Annotated in this window: 17 protein-coding genes; 13 read left to right on the top strand and 4 right to left on the bottom strand. The window is 67.0% G+C overall.

Features of this window, described 5'->3' with window-relative positions; genetic code table 11:
• Nucleotides 1-33 precede the first annotated feature (33 nt).
• Nucleotides 34-1,554, bottom strand: a complete 1,521-nt coding sequence (locus tag GN331_RS09055) for a tetratricopeptide repeat-containing sulfotransferase family protein (protein WP_156641645.1) — start codon at nt 1,552-1,554, stop codon at nt 34-36.
• Nucleotides 1,555-1,777: 223 nt separating this feature from the next.
• On the opposite strand from GN331_RS09055, the gene GN331_RS09050 reads away from it, so the two are divergent.
• The 9 genes from GN331_RS09050 to GN331_RS09010 all read left to right on the top strand — a co-directional run bounded on the left by GN331_RS09050 (nt 1,778) and on the right by GN331_RS09010 (nt 9,816).
• Nucleotides 1,778-2,878 carry a Glu/Leu/Phe/Val dehydrogenase dimerization domain-containing protein gene (locus GN331_RS09050; RefSeq protein WP_156641644.1) on the top strand — a complete coding sequence of 367 codons (1,101 nt, stop codon included), beginning with the start codon at nt 1,778-1,780 and terminating at the stop codon, nt 2,876-2,878.
• Nucleotides 2,879-3,014: 136 nt separating this feature from the next.
• A complete protein-coding gene (locus tag GN331_RS09045) occupies nt 3,015-4,172 on the top strand; it encodes an isovaleryl-CoA dehydrogenase (protein WP_156641643.1) in 1,158 nt (385 codons plus the stop codon).
• Between the two features lie 98 nt (nt 4,173-4,270).
• On the top strand, nt 4,271-5,446 hold the full coding sequence (locus tag GN331_RS09040; RefSeq protein ID WP_156641642.1) for a thiolase family protein: 1,176 nt from the start codon (nt 4,271-4,273) through the stop codon (nt 5,444-5,446).
• A 139-nt stretch (nt 5,447-5,585) separates the two neighbouring features.
• Nucleotides 5,586-5,981 carry a hypothetical protein gene (locus tag GN331_RS09035; protein ID WP_156641641.1) on the top strand — a complete coding sequence of 132 codons (396 nt, stop codon included), beginning with the start codon at nt 5,586-5,588 and terminating at the stop codon, nt 5,979-5,981.
• Between the two features lie 221 nt (nt 5,982-6,202).
• Nucleotides 6,203-6,562 carry a hypothetical protein gene (locus GN331_RS09030; RefSeq protein WP_156641640.1) on the top strand — a complete coding sequence of 120 codons (360 nt, stop codon included), beginning with the start codon at nt 6,203-6,205 and terminating at the stop codon, nt 6,560-6,562.
• Between the two features lie 127 nt (nt 6,563-6,689).
• On the top strand, nt 6,690-8,297 hold the full coding sequence (locus GN331_RS09025; protein WP_156641639.1) for a carboxyl transferase domain-containing protein: 1,608 nt from the start codon (nt 6,690-6,692) through the stop codon (nt 8,295-8,297).
• A 169-nt stretch (nt 8,298-8,466) separates the two neighbouring features.
• The gene (locus GN331_RS09020; protein ID WP_156641638.1) at nt 8,467-8,982 is read left to right on the top strand and encodes a bactofilin family protein; all 516 of its coding nucleotides are present in this window, start codon (nt 8,467-8,469) and stop codon (nt 8,980-8,982) included.
• A 2-nt stretch (nt 8,983-8,984) separates the two neighbouring features.
• Complete coding sequence (locus GN331_RS09015) at nt 8,985-9,347, top strand: hypothetical protein (RefSeq protein WP_156641637.1); 363 nt, start codon at nt 8,985-8,987, stop codon at nt 9,345-9,347.
• Between the two features lie 40 nt (nt 9,348-9,387).
• The gene (locus GN331_RS09010) at nt 9,388-9,816 is read left to right on the top strand and encodes a hypothetical protein (protein WP_156641636.1); all 429 of its coding nucleotides are present in this window, start codon (nt 9,388-9,390) and stop codon (nt 9,814-9,816) included.
• On the opposite strand, the gene GN331_RS09005 is transcribed toward GN331_RS09010, so the two are convergent.
• Genes GN331_RS09005 through GN331_RS08995 form a run of 3 tightly spaced genes read right to left on the bottom strand, consistent with a single transcriptional unit; the run spans nt 9,813 to nt 12,150 of the window.
• On the bottom strand, nt 9,813-10,055 hold the full coding sequence (locus GN331_RS09005) for a DUF6587 family protein (RefSeq protein WP_156641635.1): 243 nt from the start codon (nt 10,053-10,055) through the stop codon (nt 9,813-9,815). The genes GN331_RS09010 and GN331_RS09005 overlap by 4 nt on opposite strands.
• Nucleotides 10,055-11,905, bottom strand: coding sequence for a ferrous iron transport protein B (feoB, locus tag GN331_RS09000; protein WP_156641634.1), 1,851 nt, complete (start codon nt 11,903-11,905; stop codon nt 10,055-10,057). Before feoB ends, GN331_RS09005 begins: the two co-directional genes overlap by 1 nt.
• The gene (locus GN331_RS08995; RefSeq protein ID WP_331713432.1) at nt 11,902-12,150 is read right to left on the bottom strand and encodes a FeoA family protein; all 249 of its coding nucleotides are present in this window, start codon (nt 12,148-12,150) and stop codon (nt 11,902-11,904) included. The genes feoB and GN331_RS08995 overlap by 4 nt, the downstream gene beginning before the upstream one ends.
• Nucleotides 12,151-12,246: 96 nt before the next feature.
• Between GN331_RS08995 and GN331_RS08990 the strand changes: the two genes are divergently transcribed.
• Genes GN331_RS08990 through GN331_RS08975 form a run of 4 tightly spaced genes read left to right on the top strand, consistent with a single transcriptional unit; the run spans nt 12,247 to nt 18,423 of the window.
• Nucleotides 12,247-13,035 carry an enoyl-CoA hydratase-related protein gene (locus GN331_RS08990; protein ID WP_156641632.1) on the top strand — a complete coding sequence of 263 codons (789 nt, stop codon included), beginning with the start codon at nt 12,247-12,249 and terminating at the stop codon, nt 13,033-13,035.
• Nucleotides 13,035-15,047 (top strand): acetyl/propionyl/methylcrotonyl-CoA carboxylase subunit alpha, encoded by a 2,013-nt coding sequence (locus GN331_RS08985; RefSeq protein WP_156641631.1) that lies wholly within the window; start codon nt 13,035-13,037, stop codon nt 15,045-15,047. Before GN331_RS08990 ends, GN331_RS08985 begins: the two co-directional genes overlap by 1 nt.
• Nucleotides 15,047-15,943, top strand: coding sequence for a hydroxymethylglutaryl-CoA lyase (locus GN331_RS08980; protein WP_156641630.1), 897 nt, complete (start codon nt 15,047-15,049; stop codon nt 15,941-15,943). Before GN331_RS08985 ends, GN331_RS08980 begins: the two co-directional genes overlap by 1 nt.
• Entirely contained in the window at nt 15,940-18,423 is a 2,484-nt protein-coding gene (locus tag GN331_RS08975; protein ID WP_331713430.1) for a sensor domain-containing protein, read from the top strand. The genes GN331_RS08980 and GN331_RS08975 overlap by 4 nt, the downstream gene beginning before the upstream one ends.
• The last annotated feature ends 39 nt before the right edge of the window (nt 18,424-18,462 follow it).

Raw genomic sequence — 18,462 nt, 5'->3', positions numbered from 1 at the left:
TCGCGCAAAGCGCGATTGAGGGGGATCGAGCCCTCAATCGCGAGCCGAATACCCATAAGACCCCAACGCCTTCTTCAACGGCGCCAACTGCCCCTCATAATTCCGCCAAGCCCCCTTCCCCTTCGCACGCGGCGCTTCCTGCACCACCCCGTCTTCCCACGGCAAGCTCAGGAATTCGAGCACGTCTTCCGCCACGCGACGCGGGTCGATCGTCAACTCGCCGTACCGCACATCGTGGATGCGATCCGGATACAGACGACGCCAATGCGCCATCAACTGGCGATAGCCCTTGTAGTACTCGGCCATCTCGCCCTGGTCGTAGGTGTGGCCGTAGAAACCGGGGAAGTGTTCTTTCAGGCTCGAGAAACACGTGTCCATCGGGTCGCGCGTGACGTGCAGGAACTTCGCGTGCGGGAGCGCGCGGGCGATGAAGCCGACGTTGAGTGCATTCACCGGCAGCGCATCGGTGAAGTACGGCTTGTCCTGCGTGTGCCAGCGCACATGGTCGAGGTAGCGACGACCAAGTTCGGCGAAGTCGATGTTCGCCGCGCCCTTCGCCAACCACACGTCGGGTTGCGGCGGGCCTTGTCGATCGACCATCCAGCGCAGTTGTTGCGTGAACTCGCGCAACTCACCGCCGGCGGCGACTTGCGAATGCGCGCCGAGGCTTTGTTCAAGCAAGGTCTGCCCCGAGCGCGGCATGCCGACGATGAAGATCGGCGTGGGGTCGCCTTCGCGTGGTTCGAACGTCGACGTGCCCGCATCGAGCGTTCCGAGATACGCGAACAAAGCCTGCGTATCGGCGTTGTCGTAGCGCATCGTCGCGCGGCGCAGGCGCAGTGCGGTTTCGAGCATGGGCCACGCTTGCGCGTACTCGCCGAGGTCGTCGAGTTCCTTGAACAACGCGTAGTGGAACAGCGCGGATTCGGCGTGTGCTTCGCCGACGCGGGCCACGTCGGCGCGCAGGCGTTCGACATGGTTGTTCGCGTGCGTCCAGTTGCGCAGCGTGGCGAGCGCCCACGCGGCGTGCGCGTAATCCGGGTGCGCGGCGAGCGCGGCTTCGAATTCGCCTTCGGCGCCGTCCAGGTCGCCGGTCTGCTGCAGCGACGTGCCGATCAGGTGGTGGATCGGCGCGGTCTCCATCCCGAGTTCGAGCGCGCGTTGCGCCAATTGCAGGGCTTGCTTCGGCAGGTACGCGAACGACATCAGCTTGCCGAGGTCGGCGTGGATCGTCGGGGTGCCGGCGGTCAATACGCTGTCGTAGGTCGCAACGCTCGCGGCCAATTCCATCTCGCCCACGGCGTACAGGCGCTTGGCGATCATGTCGAGCAGGTCGGCGTCGGACTGCCGGGCTTCCCAGGCTTTCAGGGCGTGATGAGTGGCGTCGCGCAGCCGGCCTTCGCGTCCATTGATGAGGGACAGTCGAAGGTGCGCCATGGGCGCCATCTCGGGATCTTCGGCGAGGGCCGCGTAGGCCTCGCGCGCCTGTGCGGTCTGTTGCGCGTTCAGCAGGCGCTCGGCGGTTTGCCAAGCCTGCAGGGACTGCGGTTCCATCGGTCGATCCCGGGGGTTATGAGAATGAAGTCGTGAAGACGAGTGTAGCGGTGCCGACACGGGACCGATCCGGGCGATTGGAGTAGACTGCGCCGCCTGCGGAGGGCGCCACGCCGCGCTCCTCGCCCGCAGTCTCCAGGATTCTCAACGACTTACCTCGACTTGTCGGTGTCCCTGTGACGCGTATCACGCGCATGCAGGCGGCGCACGACCGGAGCTCCCGATGATTTTCGAAACCCTCGACACCTACGGCCACGAACAGGTCGTGTTCTGCCACAACAAGGATGCGGGCCTGAAGGCCATCATCGCCATCCACAACACCGTGCTCGGCCCCGCGCTGGGCGGCACGCGCATGTGGCCGTACAAGACCGAGGCCGACGCGCTCAACGACGTGCTGCGCCTCTCGCGCGGCATGACGTACAAGAACGCGGTGGCGGGCCTGAACATCGGCGGCGGCAAGGCCGTCATCATCGGCGACCCGGCGAAGGACAAGTCCGAAGCGCTGTTCCGCGCCTTCGGCCAGTTCGTCGAATCGCTCGGCGGCCGTTACATCACGGCCGAAGACGTCGGCATCGACGTCAACGACATGGAATTCGTGTACCGCGAGACCGAGTACGTCACCGGCGTGCACCAGGTGCACGGTGGTTCGGGCGACCCCTCGCCGTTCACCGCCTACGGCACGCTGCAGGGCCTGATGGCCACGCTCAACAAGAAGTACGGCGACGAAGAAGTCGGCAAGTACTCCTACGCCGTGCAGGGCCTCGGCCACGTGGGCATGGAGTTCGTGAAGCTGCTGAAGGAACGCGGCGCGAAGATCTTCGTCACCGACATCAACAAGGCGCTCGTCGACAAGGCCGTCAGCGAATACGGCGCCGAAGCCGTGGGCCTGGACGAGATCTACGACGTGCCGGCCGACGTCTACTCGCCGTGCGCGCTGGGCGCGACGGTCAACGAGCAGACGCTGCCCCGCCTGAAGGCCAAGGTCATCTGCGGCGCCGCCAACAACCAGCTGGCGAACACGCAGATCGGCGATGAAGTCGAGAAGCGCGGCATCGTCTACGCGCCGGACTACGCGGTGAACGCGGGCGGCGTCATGAACGTGTCGCTCGAGATCGACGGTTACAACCGCGAACGCGCGATGCGCATGATGCGCACGATCTACCACAACCTCGCGCGCATCTATGAAATCTCCGACCGCGACGGCATCCCGACCTACAAGGCCGCCGACCGCCTCGCCGAAGAGCGCATCAGCGCGATCGGCAAGCTCAAGCTGCCGCTGGGCCGCGCGCAGCCGCGCTTCCAGGGCCGCATCCGCGGGCATTGATTCCTGCGGAATCAACGCCCCCCAAAGTTTGCTTCGGCAAACTTTGGGCCCCGGGGCTTGCAGGCCAAATCCCGCCGCTGTCGCGGCGCCCCTTTACTAAAGGGGCTGTTCCACCAGAACTAAGACGAGGTCGGTAATGCGCGCTTTTCCGCTGGGTGAAGACATCGATGCACTGCGCGACGCGGTCCGCCGCTTCGCAGACGCCGAAATCGCGCCGCGCGCGGCGAAGATCGACGAAGAAAATGTCTTCCCGCAGGATCTGTGGCTGAAGCTCGGCGAGATGGGCCTGCTCGGCATGACCGTGCCGGGCGAACTCGGCGGCAGCGACATGGGCTACCTGGCGCACCTGGTCGCGATGGAAGAGATCTCGCGCGCATCGGGTTCGGTCGGTCTGTCGTACGGCGCGCATTCGAACCTGTGCGTGAGCAACCTCTACGCCAACGGCACGCAGGCGCAGCGCGAGAAGTATTTGCCGAAGCTGTGCAGCGGCGAATGGAAAGGCGCGCTCGCGATGAGCGAGCCGGGTGCCGGTTCCGACGTCGTCGGTTCGATGGCGTGCAAGGCCGAATTGCGCGGCGATGTCTGGGTCGCCAACGGCAACAAGATGTGGATCACCAACGGCCCCGAAGCCGACGTGCTGATCGTCTACATGCGCACCGCGGGCAAGGATGCGGGCAGCGCGTGCATGACGGCCTTCCTCGTCGAAAAGGGCATGAAGGGATTCAGCACGGCGCAGAAGCTCGACAAGCTGGGCATGCGCGGTTCCAACACGTGCGAGCTGGTGTTCGAGAACTGCGAGATTCCGAAGGACAACGTCCTCGGTGAAGTGAACAAGGGCGTCAAGGTGTTGATGTCGGGCCTGAACACCGAGCGCCTCGTGCTCACCGGTGGCCCGATCGGTTTGATGCAGGCCGCGATGGACATCGCCTTGCCCTACGTGCGCGAGCGCAAGCAGTTCGGCGAAGCGATCGGCACGTTCGGGATCATGCAGGCGAAGATCGCGGACATGTACACGGCGCTGCAGTCCTCGCGCGCGTTCGCTTACCAAGTGGGTCGCGATTTCGACGCGGGGCACAAGTCGCGCATCGATTCGGCCGCGTGCCTGCTGCACGCCACCGAAGCCGCGGTGCAGGTCTCCCTCGAGGCCATCCAGGCCCTGGGCGGCAACGGCTACATCAACGAGTTCGCGACCGGGCGGATCCTGCGCGATGCCAAGCTGTACGCCATCGGCGCGGGCACCAACGAAATCCGCAGGATGTTGATTGGGCGGGAGTTGTTCGACGGGAAGTTCTGACCGCAGACCGTGAGGTTTGCGGCACTGCAACAAACGGACCTAGAATCGGGACCGACCCGGCACCACCTTGCCGGCCTGCCCTCCCGAGAATCCCCACCATGTCCGACATCGTCATCGTCGGTGCCAAGCGCACCGCCATCGGCGCCCTCCTGGGCCAGTTCACCGGCGTTCCCACCACGACCCTCGGCGCCGCCGCGATCTCGGGCGCGCTCGACCACGCGGGCGTCGCGCCCGACCAGGTCGACGACGTGATCATGGGCTGCGTGCTGCCCGCCGGCCTCGGCCAGGCGCCCGCACGACAGGCCGCCATCGGCGCGAACATCCCGACCGCCGCCGGCGCCATGACCATCAACAAGGTGTGCGGCTCGGGCATGAAAGCCGTGATGCTTGCGCACGACCTGATCAAGGCCGGTTCGGCGAATGTCGTCGTCGCCGGCGGCATGGAGTCGATGACCAACGCGCCGCACCTGCTCAACGGTTCGCGCACCGGTACGAAGTTCGGTGCGGTCACGATGCTCGACCACATGCAGACCGACGGCCTCGTCAATCCTTACGACGGCCAGGCGATGGGCGTGTTCGGCGAGATGTGCGTCGGCAAATACAACTTCACCCGCGAAGAGCAGGATGCGTACGCGGCCGAGAGCGTGCGTCGCGCGCAGGGCGCCGTGCAGTCGGGCGCGTTCAAGGCGGAAATCGTTCCCGTCGTCGTCGCCGGCCGCAAGGGCGATGTCACGATCGATACGGACGAAGGCCCGGGCAAGATCGACGCCGCGAAAATCCCCACGCTTAAACCTGCGTTCAAGAAAGACGGCACGATCACCGCCGCAAGCTCCTCCTCCATCAACGACGGCGCCGCCGCGACCGTGCTGATGTCATCTGAAGAAGCCGTTAAACGCGGCCTCACGCCGCTCGCACGCATCGTCGCGCACGCTACGCATTCGCAAGCGCCGGAGTGGTTCACCACCGCGCCGGTGACTGCGATTGCGAACGTGCTTGGGAAGGCGGGCTGGAAGGCCGAGGAGGTGGACCTGTTCGAAGTCAATGAAGCGTTCGCGTGCGTGGCGATGGCGCCGATGCGCGAGCTCGGCATCCCGCACGAAAAGCTCAACGTCAACGGCGGCGCGGTTGCACTCGGTCATCCGATCGGTGCCAGCGGTGCCCGCCTCATCGTCACCTTGTTGCATGCGTTGAAAGCGCGTGGTGGCAAGCGTGGCGTTGCCGCTCTGTGCATCGGCGGTGGTGAAGCGACGGCCATCGCTGTTGAAATTGCGTGAAGCCGTCGAACTTGCGTGAAGAGTAGAACGACGAAGCTGAAAGTTTCCGGCCAAGACACTTGACACGCGACAACCGCCGGTTGAGATTGATATTGGCGCGCAAAGCGCGTTGCCCATCCTAACGACGAGGAAGAAACACATGTCCACCATCAATAAGGCTCTGCTCGCCATGGCCCTGGGTCTCGCCCTGGCCGCGTGCACGAACAAGGAACAGGCTGCCGACTCCGCCGCCGAAGCCGGTCAGGCTGCGGGCGAAGCCCAGCAGGCCGCCGACAACGCCGCCGCCACGGGCGACGCCGCTGCCGCCGACTCGGCCCAGGCCGCTGCCGACACGGCCGCTGCCGCCGCCGACGCCGCTGCCACGCAGGCCGACGCTGCTGCGACCAACCCGACCGCGACCGGCGCCGACGACGCTGCCGACGCCGCCGAGAACGCGGCCGACGCCGCCGAACAGGCGCAGGACTCGGCTGAAGAAGCCGCTGCCTCGGCCGATGCCAAGACCAACAACGACGCCACGACCCCCGCCAAGAAGTAATCGGGATCGCCAGTCGTACCCCGCATTCACGCTGGCCTTCACGGGGCTGAATTGTGGTTACAATGCGAAGGCCGCCGGTTCGCCGGCGGCTTTTTCTTGTTAGACCAGCAGTCGTAGTCAGTGAACGAATGAAGCCGGCCGAAACGCGACCGGACTGCCACGCGCACTGGCGTTGCCTGACCCGTTAGCATCCTTCAGACAACTCCTCCAGGAGAGATTCCATGAACACGAAGCTCTATGTCCTCCTCGCCGCCGGCGTCCTCGCTCTCGCGGCCTGCAAGAACGAAACCCCGACCGCCCAGGCTGAAGCCGCCCAGGCTGCCGACGCCGCCGCCGCCGCTGGCGACCAGGCTGCCGCCGCCGCCGACGCTGCTGGCACCGCCGCCGCCGAAGGCGTCGACGCCGCTGCCGCCGCCACCGGTGAAGCCGCTGCCGAGACCGGCGCTGCCGTGACCGAAGCCACCGACACCGCCGCCGCTGCCGCCACCGACGCCGCCGCGTCGACGGCCGAAGCCGCCAAGGACGTCGCCGGTTCGGCCGAAGCCGCCGCGACCGAAGCCAACGAAGAAGTGAAGAAGTAATTCTTCGATTTTTCGAGCAAGACCCGAAACCCGCCGAAAGGCGGGTTTCTTTTTGGGCGGCCCGAATCCGGCGAAGGCGAGGCACGGCCGGTTATCCTTCACGGCATTGCACTCCAAGCGAAGCGACATGCCCGCACTCGTCTCCAGCCTCGACCCCCGCTCGCAGGATTTCCAGGACAACGCGGCCTATCACCGCGCACTCGTGGAAGAACTCGACGCACGCTTGCAGCGCGTGTCGGAAGGCGGTGGCGCCAAGGCGCGCGACAAGCACACCGAGCGCGGCAAGCTGCTGGTGCGCGATCGCATCACCGCCCTGCTCGACCCGGGCTCGCCCTTCCTCGAAATCGCACCGCTCGCCGCCGAAGGCATGTACGACGGCGCGGCGCCCGCCGCGGGCATCGTCGCCGGCATCGGCCGCGTGCACGGCCAGGAAATCGTGATCGTCGCCAACGACGCGACGGTCAAGGGCGGCACCTACTTCCCGATGACGGTCAAGAAGCACCTGCGCGCGCAGGAAGTGGCGCGCGAAAACAACCTGCCGTGCGTGTACCTCGTCGACTCCGGCGGCGCGTTCCTGCCGTTGCAGGATGAAGTCTTCCCCGACAAGGAACACTTCGGCCGGATCTTCTACAACCAGGCGCGGCTGAGCGCGGAAAACATCCCGCAGATCGCCGTCGTCATGGGCTCGTGCACCGCGGGCGGCGCGTACGTGCCGGCGATGTGCGACGAATCGATCATCGTGCGCGAGCAAGGCACGATCTTCCTCGGCGGCCCGCCGCTGGTGAAGGCGGCGACGGGCGAAGTCGTCGATGCCGAATCGCTCGGCGGCGCGGACGTACACACGTCGGTCTCCGGCGTGGCCGACCACTTCGCCGAAGATGATCGCGATGCGCTGCAGATCGCGCGCAACCTCGTCGCGCACCTCAACCGCAGCAAGACCGTGCAGGTGGCGACGCAGCCTTCGCGCGAGCCCCTGTTCGCGAGCGAGGAGCTCTACGGCATCGTGCCGAAGGACACGCGCCGCCCGTTCGACATCCGCGAGGTGATCGCGCGCATCGTCGACGGCAGCGAATTCCAGGAGTTCAAGGCGCGCTACGGCAAGACGCTGGTATGCGGCTTCGCGCACATCCACGGTTATCCGGTCGGCATCATCGCCAACAACGGCATCCTGTTTTCCGAGAGCGCGCTCAAGGGCGCGCACTTCATCGAGTTGTGCAACCAGCGCGACATCCCGCTGGTGTTCCTGCAGAACATCACCGGCTTCATGGTCGGCCGCAAGTACGAGAACGCGGGCATCGCGAAGGACGGCGCGAAGATGGTGACGGCGGTGGCGTGCTCGCACGTGCCGAAGTTCACCGTGGTGATCGGCGGCAGCTTCGGTGCGGGCAATTACGCGATGTGCGGCCGCGCGTACGGCGGTCGCTTCCTGTGGATGTGGCCGAATGCGCGCATCAGCGTGATGGGCGGCGAGCAGGCAGCCTCCGTGTTGTCGACGGTGAAGCGCGACGGCATCGAAGCGTCGGGCAAGTCCTGGTCGGCCGACGAGGAAGAAGCCTTCAAGGCGCCGATCCGCGACCAGTACGAGTCGCAGGGCAATCCGTATTACGCGAGCGCGCGCTTGTGGGACGACGGCATCATCGATCCGGCCGATACGCGTCGCGTGCTGGGCCTCGGGCTCGCCGCGGCGCTCAATGCGCCGATCGAAAAGGGGCGGTTCGGCATTTTCCGCATGTGAGTCGTGCGTCGCACGTTCGGCGCGCGAATGTGATCGCGCGCACCGATGAATGCGCGACGCAAAAAAGTTACCTGTCCCGCGCCTGAAGATCGCTCCCCAAGAGGCAGCGTCATCGGCGCGTGACGAGTGCTAGCCTCCGGGTTCCCTCAAAGCAGCAGGACTCCAGCCCATGGCCCTTTGGAAAGATCAGGCGCCCGCCAAGCCCGCCACCGGCAACCCGCCGCCGACGTCGGAGCCGGCGCGCTTCCAGCCTGAAGTCACGTCGGTGCCGACGCCTGCCGCCGCCGCGCCCGCTCCGTCGCCGACGCCTGCAGCGCCGCGTCCGGCCGCGCGCCAGATCAGCGAATCGGTGATCGCCGCCGACCTCACCATCGAAGGCAAGATCCACGGCACCGGCCACGTGCGCATCGCCGGCCAGTTCAAGGGCGACGTCAACGTCGAAGGCGACCTGACCATCGAGAAGGGCGCCAAGCTCACCGGTGGCGTCAAGGCGCAGAAGATCATCATCGCGGGCGAGTTGGACGGCAACGTCGAAATGGCGCAGCGCGTCGAACTGCTCGAAAGCGGCGTGCTCAACGGCGATCTGAAGGCCGCCTCGTTCACCGTCGCGGCGGGTTCGCGCATGCGCGGCTCGGTCGAATTCGGTTGGGACGAGAAGACCGGCCGCAAGGGCGACGACGCCTGAGCATGAGTGCCGCGCGCCCTGGAACGGCAGGTGCCACGCGCACCTGTCCCCACTGCAAGGCGACGATCCTCGAAAGCGCCAGCGTGTGCCCCGCCTGCCGGGGCCACCTGCGTTACGACGAGGCCGCGCTCGCACGCGCGAAGACGGCGATCCAGCCGTTGCAGATCGAAGGCACGATCTCGCCTCCCGACGGCGACACCGTGTTCGAGTATTCGATGGTGTTGTCGATCAAGAACGACCGTGGCGAGGAGGTCGCGCGCCAGGTCGTCGGCGTGGGTGCACTGCAGCCCGATGAGAAGCGCACGTTTTCGGTCGTCGTCGAGATGATCGAAGCGACGGGCGCGAAGGGCAAGCGCAGGCACTGATCGGCGGCGCTAGACTGTGTCCTCCAGCGAAGGGGGACGCATGGATTCGACGCCGGTGCGCATGTTCAAGGGCGCCATCCTGTTCGGCCTGATCGGGCCGGTGGTCGGCGCGTGGGTCTTCGTCGTTCTGTATGCGATCTATGCGGGCGAATGGGTCGTCATCCCGATCGGCTTCATGTTTTCGCTGATCGTCGCGCACTTGTACGGAGGCCTCGCGGCCCTCGCCACCGGCGCAATTGCGGGCGCGTTGCGTCCGATGTGGCGTCAACGGTGGCTCCATCTCGACGTCGCGGCATTGGGCGCGGCGATGTCCATCGCCTCCACGCCTGTATTCGAACCGCGACCGGAGCCACTCCTGCTGGCTGGCATCGCCGTCGTGGGTGCCGTTGCAGCGATGGCGTGTGCCGCCGTCTACATCCACGTGTTCGAGCCGTGGCGACGCATTCCCCCCGCAACGCCCGAAACCTAGTGCGACGAACACCCGTCGCAACCGCCGTCGCCACACGCGGCGGCGTTGCGCACCGCGGGCGCAATCCACACACCCAGCTTGCGCATCCACTGCGGCCGCGTCTCGCGCACCAGCGGCACCGCGCACGCGATGCGCAATTTGCGCACGCCCGCGGGCCAACGCGAATTCAGAACGAACGCGCCGCTCGCGACGACCACGACACCCACGACGACGTACTGCGCGACGATCCCCGCGTGCATCACCCGCCTCCCATCGCAACCGCGACCTGGTACGTCACCAGCGACGCGAGGTACGCCAGGGCGAACAGATACCCGGCGCTGATCGCCATCTGCTTCCACGATCCGGTTTCGCGCTTGATCGTCGCCAGCGTCGACAAGCACTGCGGCGCGTAGATGTACCAGACGAGCAGCGACAACGCGGTCGCGAGCGACCAGCCGCTCGCGATGATCGGCGACAACGCCGCCGACGCCGCGGCATCGTCCGCCGCCTGCAGCGCATACACCGTCGCCAGCGACGACACCGCGACTTCGCGCGCCGCCAAACCCGGGATCAGCGCGATGCATATCTGCCAGTTGAAGCCGATCGGCGCGAACACGGTCTGCATCGCGCGACCGATGTGCCCCGCGAAACTGTTGGTGACGTCCGTGCCGCCGTGCGGGAAATACAGCAGCACCCACAGCAGCACCGTCATCGCCAGGATGATGCCGCCCACGCGCTTGAGGAAGATCGCCGCGCGCTCCCACAGGCCGAGCGCGAGATCGCGCGGATGCGGCATGCGGTACGACGGCAGTTCCAGCATCAGCGCATGCTCGCTCTTGTCGCGACGCCACTTCTTCATGACCCACGCCACGGCGAGCGCGCTGAGGATGCCCGCGACATACAGCGCGAACAACACCAGGCCCTGCTGGTTGAACCACCCGATCTTGCGCGCGGGAATGAACGCGCCGATCAGCAGCGCATACACCGGCAAGCGCGCCGAACACGTCATCAGCGGCGCGACGATGATCGTTGCCAGGCGATCGCGCGGATCCTGGATCGAGCGCGTCGCCATGATCCCGGGGATCGCGCAGGCGAACGACGACAGCAGCGGAATGAACGAACGCCCGGAGAGGCCGGCCTTCGACATCAAGCGATCGAGCAGGAACGCCGCGCGCGGCAGATAGCCCGATTCCTCGAGCGCGAGGATGAAGAGGAACAGGATCAGGATCTGCGGCAGGAACACGATCACGCCGCCGACGCCTGCGATGATGCCCTTCGAAATCAGGCTGTTGAGCGGACCTTCCGGCAACGTGGCCTCCGCCCAACCCGCGAGCCAGGCCGTGCCGGCGTCGATGCCGTCCATCAAGGGCGTCGCCCAGGAATACACAGCCTGGAAGATCAGGAACATCACCACGGCGAACGCGACGATCCCGAGGATCGGATGCAGCAGCCAGCGATCGAGCGCGTCATCGATCTCCGCCGTGCGGCGCGGCATCGTCACCGCGAGCGACAGCAGGCGGCGCGTTTCGGCATGTAACGCATCCGGATCGACATCGGCGGCCGTCGAAACAGGCGGCTGCGCGTTGGCCGACATCGAATCGAGCATGGACACCAGCGCCTGCGCGCCGTTGCGACGCACGGCGATCGTCGGGACGACGGGCACGCCGATCTCGCGTTCGAGCTTGGCCAGATCCACTTCGATGCCGCGGCGCTTGGCCGCATCCATCATATTGACCGCGAGCACCATCGGCCGGCCGAGCGCGCGCACTTCGAGCGCGAAGCGCAAATGCAGGCGCAGGTTGGTGGCGTCGACGACGCAGACGATGACGTCGGGCGCCGGTTCACCGGGATAGAAGCCGCGGCACAGATCGCGCGTGATCGCTTCGTCCAGGCTAGCGGCATGCAGGCTGTAGGCGCCGGGCAAATCGAGCAGCGCGTACGAGCGGCCCGAGGGCGCGTGGAAGCGGCCTTCCTTGCGCTCGACGGTCACGCCGGCGTAGTTCGCCACCTTCTGCCGGCTGCCGGTCAGCAGGTTGAACAGCGCCGTCTTCCCGCAATTGGGGTTGCCGACGAGCGCGACGCGCAACGGAACGGCGTGCGCGGCACTCATGCGGCGGCCTCGTCGCGACGCACCACGATGCGGTGCGCTTCGGCGCGACGCAGCGCGAAGCGCGTGAAACCCACCTGGACCAGCAAGGGTTCGGCACCGAGCGGACCGGAGGCCACCACTTCCACCAATTCGCCGGCCACGAAGCCGAGTTCGCGCAGTCGGCGCGCGATGGCGTCGTTCGGCGCGTGGTCTTCGACGCGTTCGACGGCGGCGGCGATGCGGCGCGGCAGGTCGGTCAGCCTCACGTTGGGGGGTGTCCGGGGCAAATAGGAATTGTTCTCAAGAATACCACTGCGGCGGGCCGGCTTATCATTCGGCTCCTTTCCCTGACGGACGGCCCGATGCGCGACAGCCTGCAGTTGCTCCGCGAGGGCGCCCTCGCCCGCCTGCGCCTGGCCCGGCCGCAGCTGCACAACGCGTTCGACGCCGCCCTGATCGCCGATCTCACGGCCACGCTGGAGGAGGTCGGCAGCGACCCCGGCGTCCGCGTGCTCGTGCTCGAAGGCGACGGCGCCTCGTTCTCGGCGGGCGCCGACCTGAACTGGATGCGCGACATGGCCACGGCCAGCGAGGCGGCCAACCGCGACGACTCGCTGAAGCTCGCGCGCCTGATGCGCACGCTCGACGAACTCCCGAAGCCGACCATCGCCCGCGTCCACGGCGCAGCCTTCGGCGGCGGCGTGGGCCTGGTCGCCTGCTGCGACATCGCCATTGCCTCGGCCAATGCCACCTTCGGCCTCACCGAAGCGCGCCTGGGGCTACTGCCCGCGGTGATCTCGCCCTACGTGATCGCCGCGATCGGCGCGCGCCAGGCGCGGCGCTGGTTCGCCACCGCCGAACGGTTCGACGCGAACGAAGCGCATCGCATCGGCCTGGTGCACCAGGTCGTCCCCGATGAAGCCGCGCTCGACGCCGCCGTCGCGCAGCAGGTGAGCCTCCTGATGCAGGCCGGCCCCGTGGCCGCATCGACCGCGAAGTTCCTCGTACGTCGCATTGCAAACACGCACGACGCCTACACCATCGATGCACAGAACGCGGCGCTCATCGCCGCGCTCCGCGTTTCGCCCGAAGGCCAGGAGGGTCTGTCGGCCTTCCTCGGCAAGCGCAAACCCGCCTGGACGGAAACCTGATGTTCGATACGGTCCTCATCGCCAACCGCGGCGAAATCGCCTGCCGCGTGATCCGCACCTGCCGTCGCCTCGGCATCCGCACCGTCGCGGTGTTCTCCGAGGCCGACGCCGATGCGCAGCACGTGCGCCTGGCCGACGCCGCGTATCCGATCGGCGGCTCGCGCCCGCAGGACAGCTACCTGCGCGGCGACGCGATCCTCGAAGTCGCGAAGAAATCCGGCGCGCAGGCGATCCACCCCGGCTACGGCTTCCTCAGCGAGAACGCCGACTTCGCCGACGCGGTCGAAGCCGCGGGCCTGGTGTTCATCGGCCCGCGCGCGGCGTCGATGCGCAAGATGGGCAGCAAGGCCGGCGCGAAGGAATTGATGCAGGCCGCGAACGTCCCCGTCGTTCCCGGCTACACCGGCGTCGACCAATCGCCCGACCTGCTCGCGCGCGAAGCGGCGCGCATCGGCTTCCCACTGATGATCAAGGCCGCGCACGGCGGCGGCGGCAAGGGCATGCGCATCGTGCGCGTGCTCGATGAATTCCTGCCCGCGCTCGAATCCTGCCAACGCGAAGCGCGCAACGCCTTCGGCCGCGACCGCGTGCTGCTCGAACGCTACGTCACGCGCCCGCGCCACATCGAAATCCAGGTGTTCGCCGATACGCACGGCAGTACGCTGCACCTCAACGAACGCGAGTGTTCGGCGCAGCGCCGCTATCAAAAGGTGCTCGAAGAATCCCCGTCGATCCTGCTCACGCCCGAACTGCGCAAGCAGATGGGCGATGCCGCCGTGGCGGCCGCGCGCGCGATCGACTACGTCAACGCCGGCACCTGCGAATTCATCGTGGAATCCGACGAAGACGGCAAGCCGACCGGCTTCTACTTCATGGAGATCAACACGCGTCTCCAGGTCGAACATCCGGTCACCGAACTCGTCACGGGCCTGGATCTCGTCGAATGGCAGCTGCGCGTCGCCGCGGGCGATGCCCTGCCGCTCACGCAGGAACAAATTCGCCAGGACGGCCACGCGATCGAAGTGCGCCTGTACGCCGAAGACCCGGAAGCCGGCTTCCTGCCCGGCTCGGGCAAGCTCGAACGCCTGCGACTCCCGCAACCGGATGCACATGTGCGCATCGATTCGGGCGTGGTCGCCGGCGACACGGTGACGATCTTCTACGACCCGATGATCGCCAAGCTCATCGTGCACGACGCCGATCGCGCGTCCGCCCTCGCCCGCCTGCGCGATGCGCTCGCGCAGTGCGAGATCGGCGGGCCGAAGTCGAACATCGAGTTCCTCGAACGCCTGGTTCGCCACCCCGCCATCGTCGGCGGCACGATCGACACCGCGTACCTGGATCGCCATCTCGATGAATTCATGCCGCCGACGGAAGTCGACCGCGGCCTGCTGCTCGCCGCTGCAACCGCGCAGTTGCTCGCGCAGGAAGCCGCCGCGCGCGGCGCCGCCGCCGCATCGAGCGATCCGACCTCGCCCTGGGCCATCGCCGATGGCTGGCGCCTCGGGCATGCGAGCAAGCGTGACCTGGCCTTCCTGCACCGCGGCGAGCGCCTGGTGCTCGCCGCGCACGGCAGCGGCGGCGACTACCGCATCGAACACGACGGCACGACCCACGTCGTCGCCGGCGCCCGCCTGGACGGCGACGATTTGAGCGCTCGCATCGATGGCGAAGGCCGTCGTTTCACGATCGACCTCGACGCCCAGCGCACCGTGGCCCACGACGGCCTGCGCCGCCTGCGCCTGGAGCCGGTCGAGGTGTATCGTCGGGATGCCGGCGTGGCCGGCGACGGCGGCAACCGTGTCCTCGCGCCCATGCCCGGCCGCGTTGTGGTCGTGAAGGCCCGCGCGGGCGATCAGGTCCGCGCAGGCGACGAGGTCCTCGTGATCGAAGCGATGAAGATGGAACTGAGCCTCAAGGCGCCGCGCGACGGGCGCATCGGTGAAGTACGCGCGGTGGCCGGCGATTTCGTCGACGCCGACGCCGTCCTCGTGACGCTGGAAACCGAGTGATGTCCGCAGATTTCGTCCGCATCGTCGAAGTCGGCCCGCGCGACGGGCTGCAGAACGAAAAGACGCTGGTCCCCACGCCGGCGAAGATCGAACTGATCGATCGCCTGACGGCGTCCGGCCTCTCGACGATCGAAGCCACCAGCTTCGTCAGCCCGAAGTGGGTGCCGCAACTCGCCGACGCCGCCGAAGTCTTCACCGGCATCACGCGCAAGCACGGCGTGCGCTATCCGGTGCTGGTGCCGAACGAACAGGGCTACGACCGCGCGCGCGCCGTCGGCGCCGATGAAGTCGCGGTCTTCACCGCCGCGTCGGAAGCCTTCAACCAGAAGAACATCAACGCGACGATCGACGAATCGATCGAACGCTTCCGCCCCGTGCTCGAACGCGCGAACCGCGACGGCGTGCGCGTGCGCGGCTACGTGTCCACCGTGCTCGGTTGTCCGTACCAGGGCGAAGTGCCGGTCGAAGACGTCGTGCGCGTCGCCAAGCGCATGCATGCGCTCGGCTGCTACGAGATCTCGCTCGGCGACACGATCGGCGTCGGCACGCCGGCGAAGGCACGCGCGATGTTGCGCGCCGTCGCGCAGGAAGTGCCCATGCACGCGCTCGCCGTGCACTTCCACGATACCTACGGCCAGGCGCTGCCCAACCTGCTCGCATGCCTGGAAGAAGGCGTGCGCGTGGCCGATTCGTCCGTGTCGGGCACGGGCGGCTGCCCCTACGCGAAGGGCGCGTCCGGCAACGTCGCGAGCGAAGACGTCGTGTACATGCTGCACGGCATGGGCATGCAGACCGGCATCGACCTGGACCAACTGGTCGACACCGGCCGATGGCTCGCCGCCCTGCTGGGGCGCGCGAGCAGCAGCAAGGTCACCCAGGCGCGGGCGGCGGCGTGAACGACAGCGCGCTCCGCCGGAAGCTCGCCGAAGCGGAGGCTGCGCTGCAGGCCGCGAACGCGGCGCTCGAGGTGGAACGCAATCGGTTCCGCGCGTTGTTCGACGCGGTGCCCGACCCGGTCAGCATCCTCGACTGGGAAGGCACCGTGCTCGACCTCAACAAGGCGGGCATCGCGGCGTACAACCGGCCGCGCGGCGAAATCGTCGGCAAGAACATCGACATCCTCAATCCCGACCTGCCGCGCGACCATCTCGCGCCGGTGTGGGAAGTCCTCAATCGCGGCGGCACCTACGTCGTCGAAGTGACGAACATGCGCGCCGACGGCACGCGCTTCCCCGTCGAAGTGCACTCGGCCGGGTTCGACGATGGCGGCGAGACGCGCATCGTTGCGGTCGCGCGCGACCTCAGCAAGCGACACGAAGCGGAAGTCCGCTATCGCGAGCTGATGGAAGTGATCGACAAGGGCATCCTGGTTCGCAAAGCCGATGGCCGCGTCGCGTACGCCAACCCCGCGGCGATGCGCATCCTGCGCATTCCCAAGGGCGCGAGCCTCGTGGAAGAACTCGCGCTCGACCACTGGCGCATCTTCGACGAACACGGCAAGGAACTCGACGACCAGGAACTGCCGTCCTTCCGCGCTCTGCGCACGGGTACGATTTCGCCGAGCACGGTGCTCGGCTTCCTCAATCTCGCCACGCGACGGCTGATCTGGCTGTCGATCACCTCGGTGCCGCAATTCGCGCCGGGGCAGGATCACCCGCAACAGGTGTTGTCGCTGTTCTCCGATGTCACTGCGTTCAAGCGCGACATCACGCTGTTCGATCGCGTGCAGGACCTGGCGCACGTCGGCGGTTGGGAATGGGACGCCAACAGCGAGCACGTTTATCTCACCGGCGAAGCGCAGCGCATGCTCGGCCTGGCGCGCACGTCGGCGAGCATCAGCGAGTTGCAGGCGTGCCTGCGCGAAACCGAACGCAAGCGCTTCCACGATGCGCTCACGCGTGCGGTCGAGCACGGCGAAGGCTTCGAGATGGACCTGCAGGGCATCCGCGCCGATGGCCACACGTTGTGGATCCGCATCATCGGCGAATCCGAAGCCGCCGATCCCACGGGCACGCGCCTGACCGGCACGTTCCAGGACATCACCGAAACCAAGCAGGCCGAAGAAACCCTGCGCGTGCAGGCGCGCACCGACCCGCTGACGATGTTGCTCAACCGCGATGCGGTGTTGGAGGAACTCGAAGCGCGCCTGTCGGATCCCTCGCATTCCGACGTCGCGGTGCTCTACATCGACCTGGATCGCTTCAAGGTCGTCAACGATGTGCTCGGCCACGCAGCCGGCGACCAGGTGATCGCGAGCGCCGCGCGCCGCATCCAGCGCGCCGTGGCGACCGAAGGCCTGATCGCGCGGTTCGGCGGCGATGAATTCCTCGTCGTGTGCCTGACCGGCGACGATCCCGAACGTCCGCAACGTCTCGCGGCCGCGATCCTCGAGGCCTTCGGCGACGCCTTCCGCATGGCCGGCGAAGAATTCACGATCACCGCGAGCATCGGCATCGCGCGCGCGCCCGAACACGGCGATCGCCCGCAATTGCTGATCCAGAACGCCGACGTCGCGATGTACGACAGCAAGCGCCGCGCGCGCAACGGCTGGCAGGATTTCAGTCAGGCGCTCGCCGATCAGCAGCAACAGCGCCTGCAGATGGAAACGCACCTGCGGCGCGCGGTCGACAATCGCGAGTTCAAGTTGGTCTACCAGCCGCAGGTCGAACTGTTGACGGGCCGCATCGTCGGCGCCGAAGCACTGATCCGCTGGCGCAACGACACGCTGGGCGAAATGCGGCCGGATCATTTCATCGGCCATGCGGAGAACACCGGCGACATCGTGCGCATCGGCGGCTGGGTGTTGCGCGAGGCCTGCCAGCAAATGCGGCGTTGGCGTGACGAAGGCCTGCCGATCGAACGCGTCGCGGTGAATGTTTCCTATCGCCAGTTCCTGGCCGAAGATCTCGCCGAAACGGTTGCCGAAGCGCTTGCGAGCGCCGGCCTGCCGGGCGATGCGCTGGAACTGGAATTCACCGAGCGCGTGTTGATCGAAGATGCGCCCGACACGCTGACGACCTTCGCGGGCCTGCGCATGCTCGGCGTGTTGCTGAGCATCGATGATTTCGGCGAAGGCTACAGCGCGCTCAACTATTTGCGCCGCCTACCGATCCACGGTTTGAAACTCAGCCAGCAATTCCTCGAAGGCGTGCCGCACAACACCTCCGACGTCGCGATCTGCCAGGCCGTCGCCGGGATCGCGCAAAGCCTGGGCCTGGGCCTGGTCGCCGAAGGCATCGAGAGCGATGCGCAGCGTCAATTCCTCATCCGCCTTGGCGTGAAGATCGGCCAGGGCTTCCTCTTCGCTCCCGGCCTGACGCCGGAAGAGCTCGCCCTGCGCATCGCGCGCCATGCCCCCACGAGAGCCCATGCCTGAGTTGTCCGTACGACCCATTCAAGCGCGCGACGATGCGCG

Source organism: Noviluteimonas gilva, assembly GCF_009740395.1.
In the GTDB taxonomy this organism is placed as follows: Bacteria; Pseudomonadota; Gammaproteobacteria; order Xanthomonadales; family Xanthomonadaceae; genus Noviluteimonas; species Noviluteimonas gilva.
Note: the sequence above shows the minus strand (reverse complement) of the source record. Positions and strands in the feature narration are given on the sequence as shown.

Coding starts and splice junctions, on each gene's coding strand:
- GN331_RS09055 (WP_156641645.1), bottom strand. CDS start 1,554: ATGGAACCGCAGTCCCTGCAGGCTTGGCAAACCGCCGAGCGCCTGCTG.
- GN331_RS09050 (WP_156641644.1), top strand. CDS start 1,778: ATGATTTTCGAAACCCTCGACACCTACGGCCACGAACAGGTCGTGTTC.
- GN331_RS09045 (WP_156641643.1), top strand. CDS start 3,015: ATGCGCGCTTTTCCGCTGGGTGAAGACATCGATGCACTGCGCGACGCG.
- GN331_RS09040 (WP_156641642.1), top strand. CDS start 4,271: ATGTCCGACATCGTCATCGTCGGTGCCAAGCGCACCGCCATCGGCGCC.
- GN331_RS09035 (WP_156641641.1), top strand. CDS start 5,586: ATGTCCACCATCAATAAGGCTCTGCTCGCCATGGCCCTGGGTCTCGCC.
- GN331_RS09030 (WP_156641640.1), top strand. CDS start 6,203: ATGAACACGAAGCTCTATGTCCTCCTCGCCGCCGGCGTCCTCGCTCTC.
- GN331_RS09025 (WP_156641639.1), top strand. CDS start 6,690: ATGCCCGCACTCGTCTCCAGCCTCGACCCCCGCTCGCAGGATTTCCAG.
- GN331_RS09020 (WP_156641638.1), top strand. CDS start 8,467: ATGGCCCTTTGGAAAGATCAGGCGCCCGCCAAGCCCGCCACCGGCAAC.
- GN331_RS09015 (WP_156641637.1), top strand. CDS start 8,985: ATGAGTGCCGCGCGCCCTGGAACGGCAGGTGCCACGCGCACCTGTCCC.
- GN331_RS09010 (WP_156641636.1), top strand. CDS start 9,388: ATGGATTCGACGCCGGTGCGCATGTTCAAGGGCGCCATCCTGTTCGGC.
- GN331_RS09005 (WP_156641635.1), bottom strand. CDS start 10,055: ATGCACGCGGGGATCGTCGCGCAGTACGTCGTCGTGGGTGTCGTGGTC.
- feoB (WP_156641634.1), bottom strand. CDS start 11,905: ATGAGTGCCGCGCACGCCGTTCCGTTGCGCGTCGCGCTCGTCGGCAAC.
- GN331_RS08990 (WP_156641632.1), top strand. CDS start 12,247: ATGCGCGACAGCCTGCAGTTGCTCCGCGAGGGCGCCCTCGCCCGCCTG.
- GN331_RS08985 (WP_156641631.1), top strand. CDS start 13,035: ATGTTCGATACGGTCCTCATCGCCAACCGCGGCGAAATCGCCTGCCGC.
- GN331_RS08980 (WP_156641630.1), top strand. CDS start 15,047: ATGTCCGCAGATTTCGTCCGCATCGTCGAAGTCGGCCCGCGCGACGGG.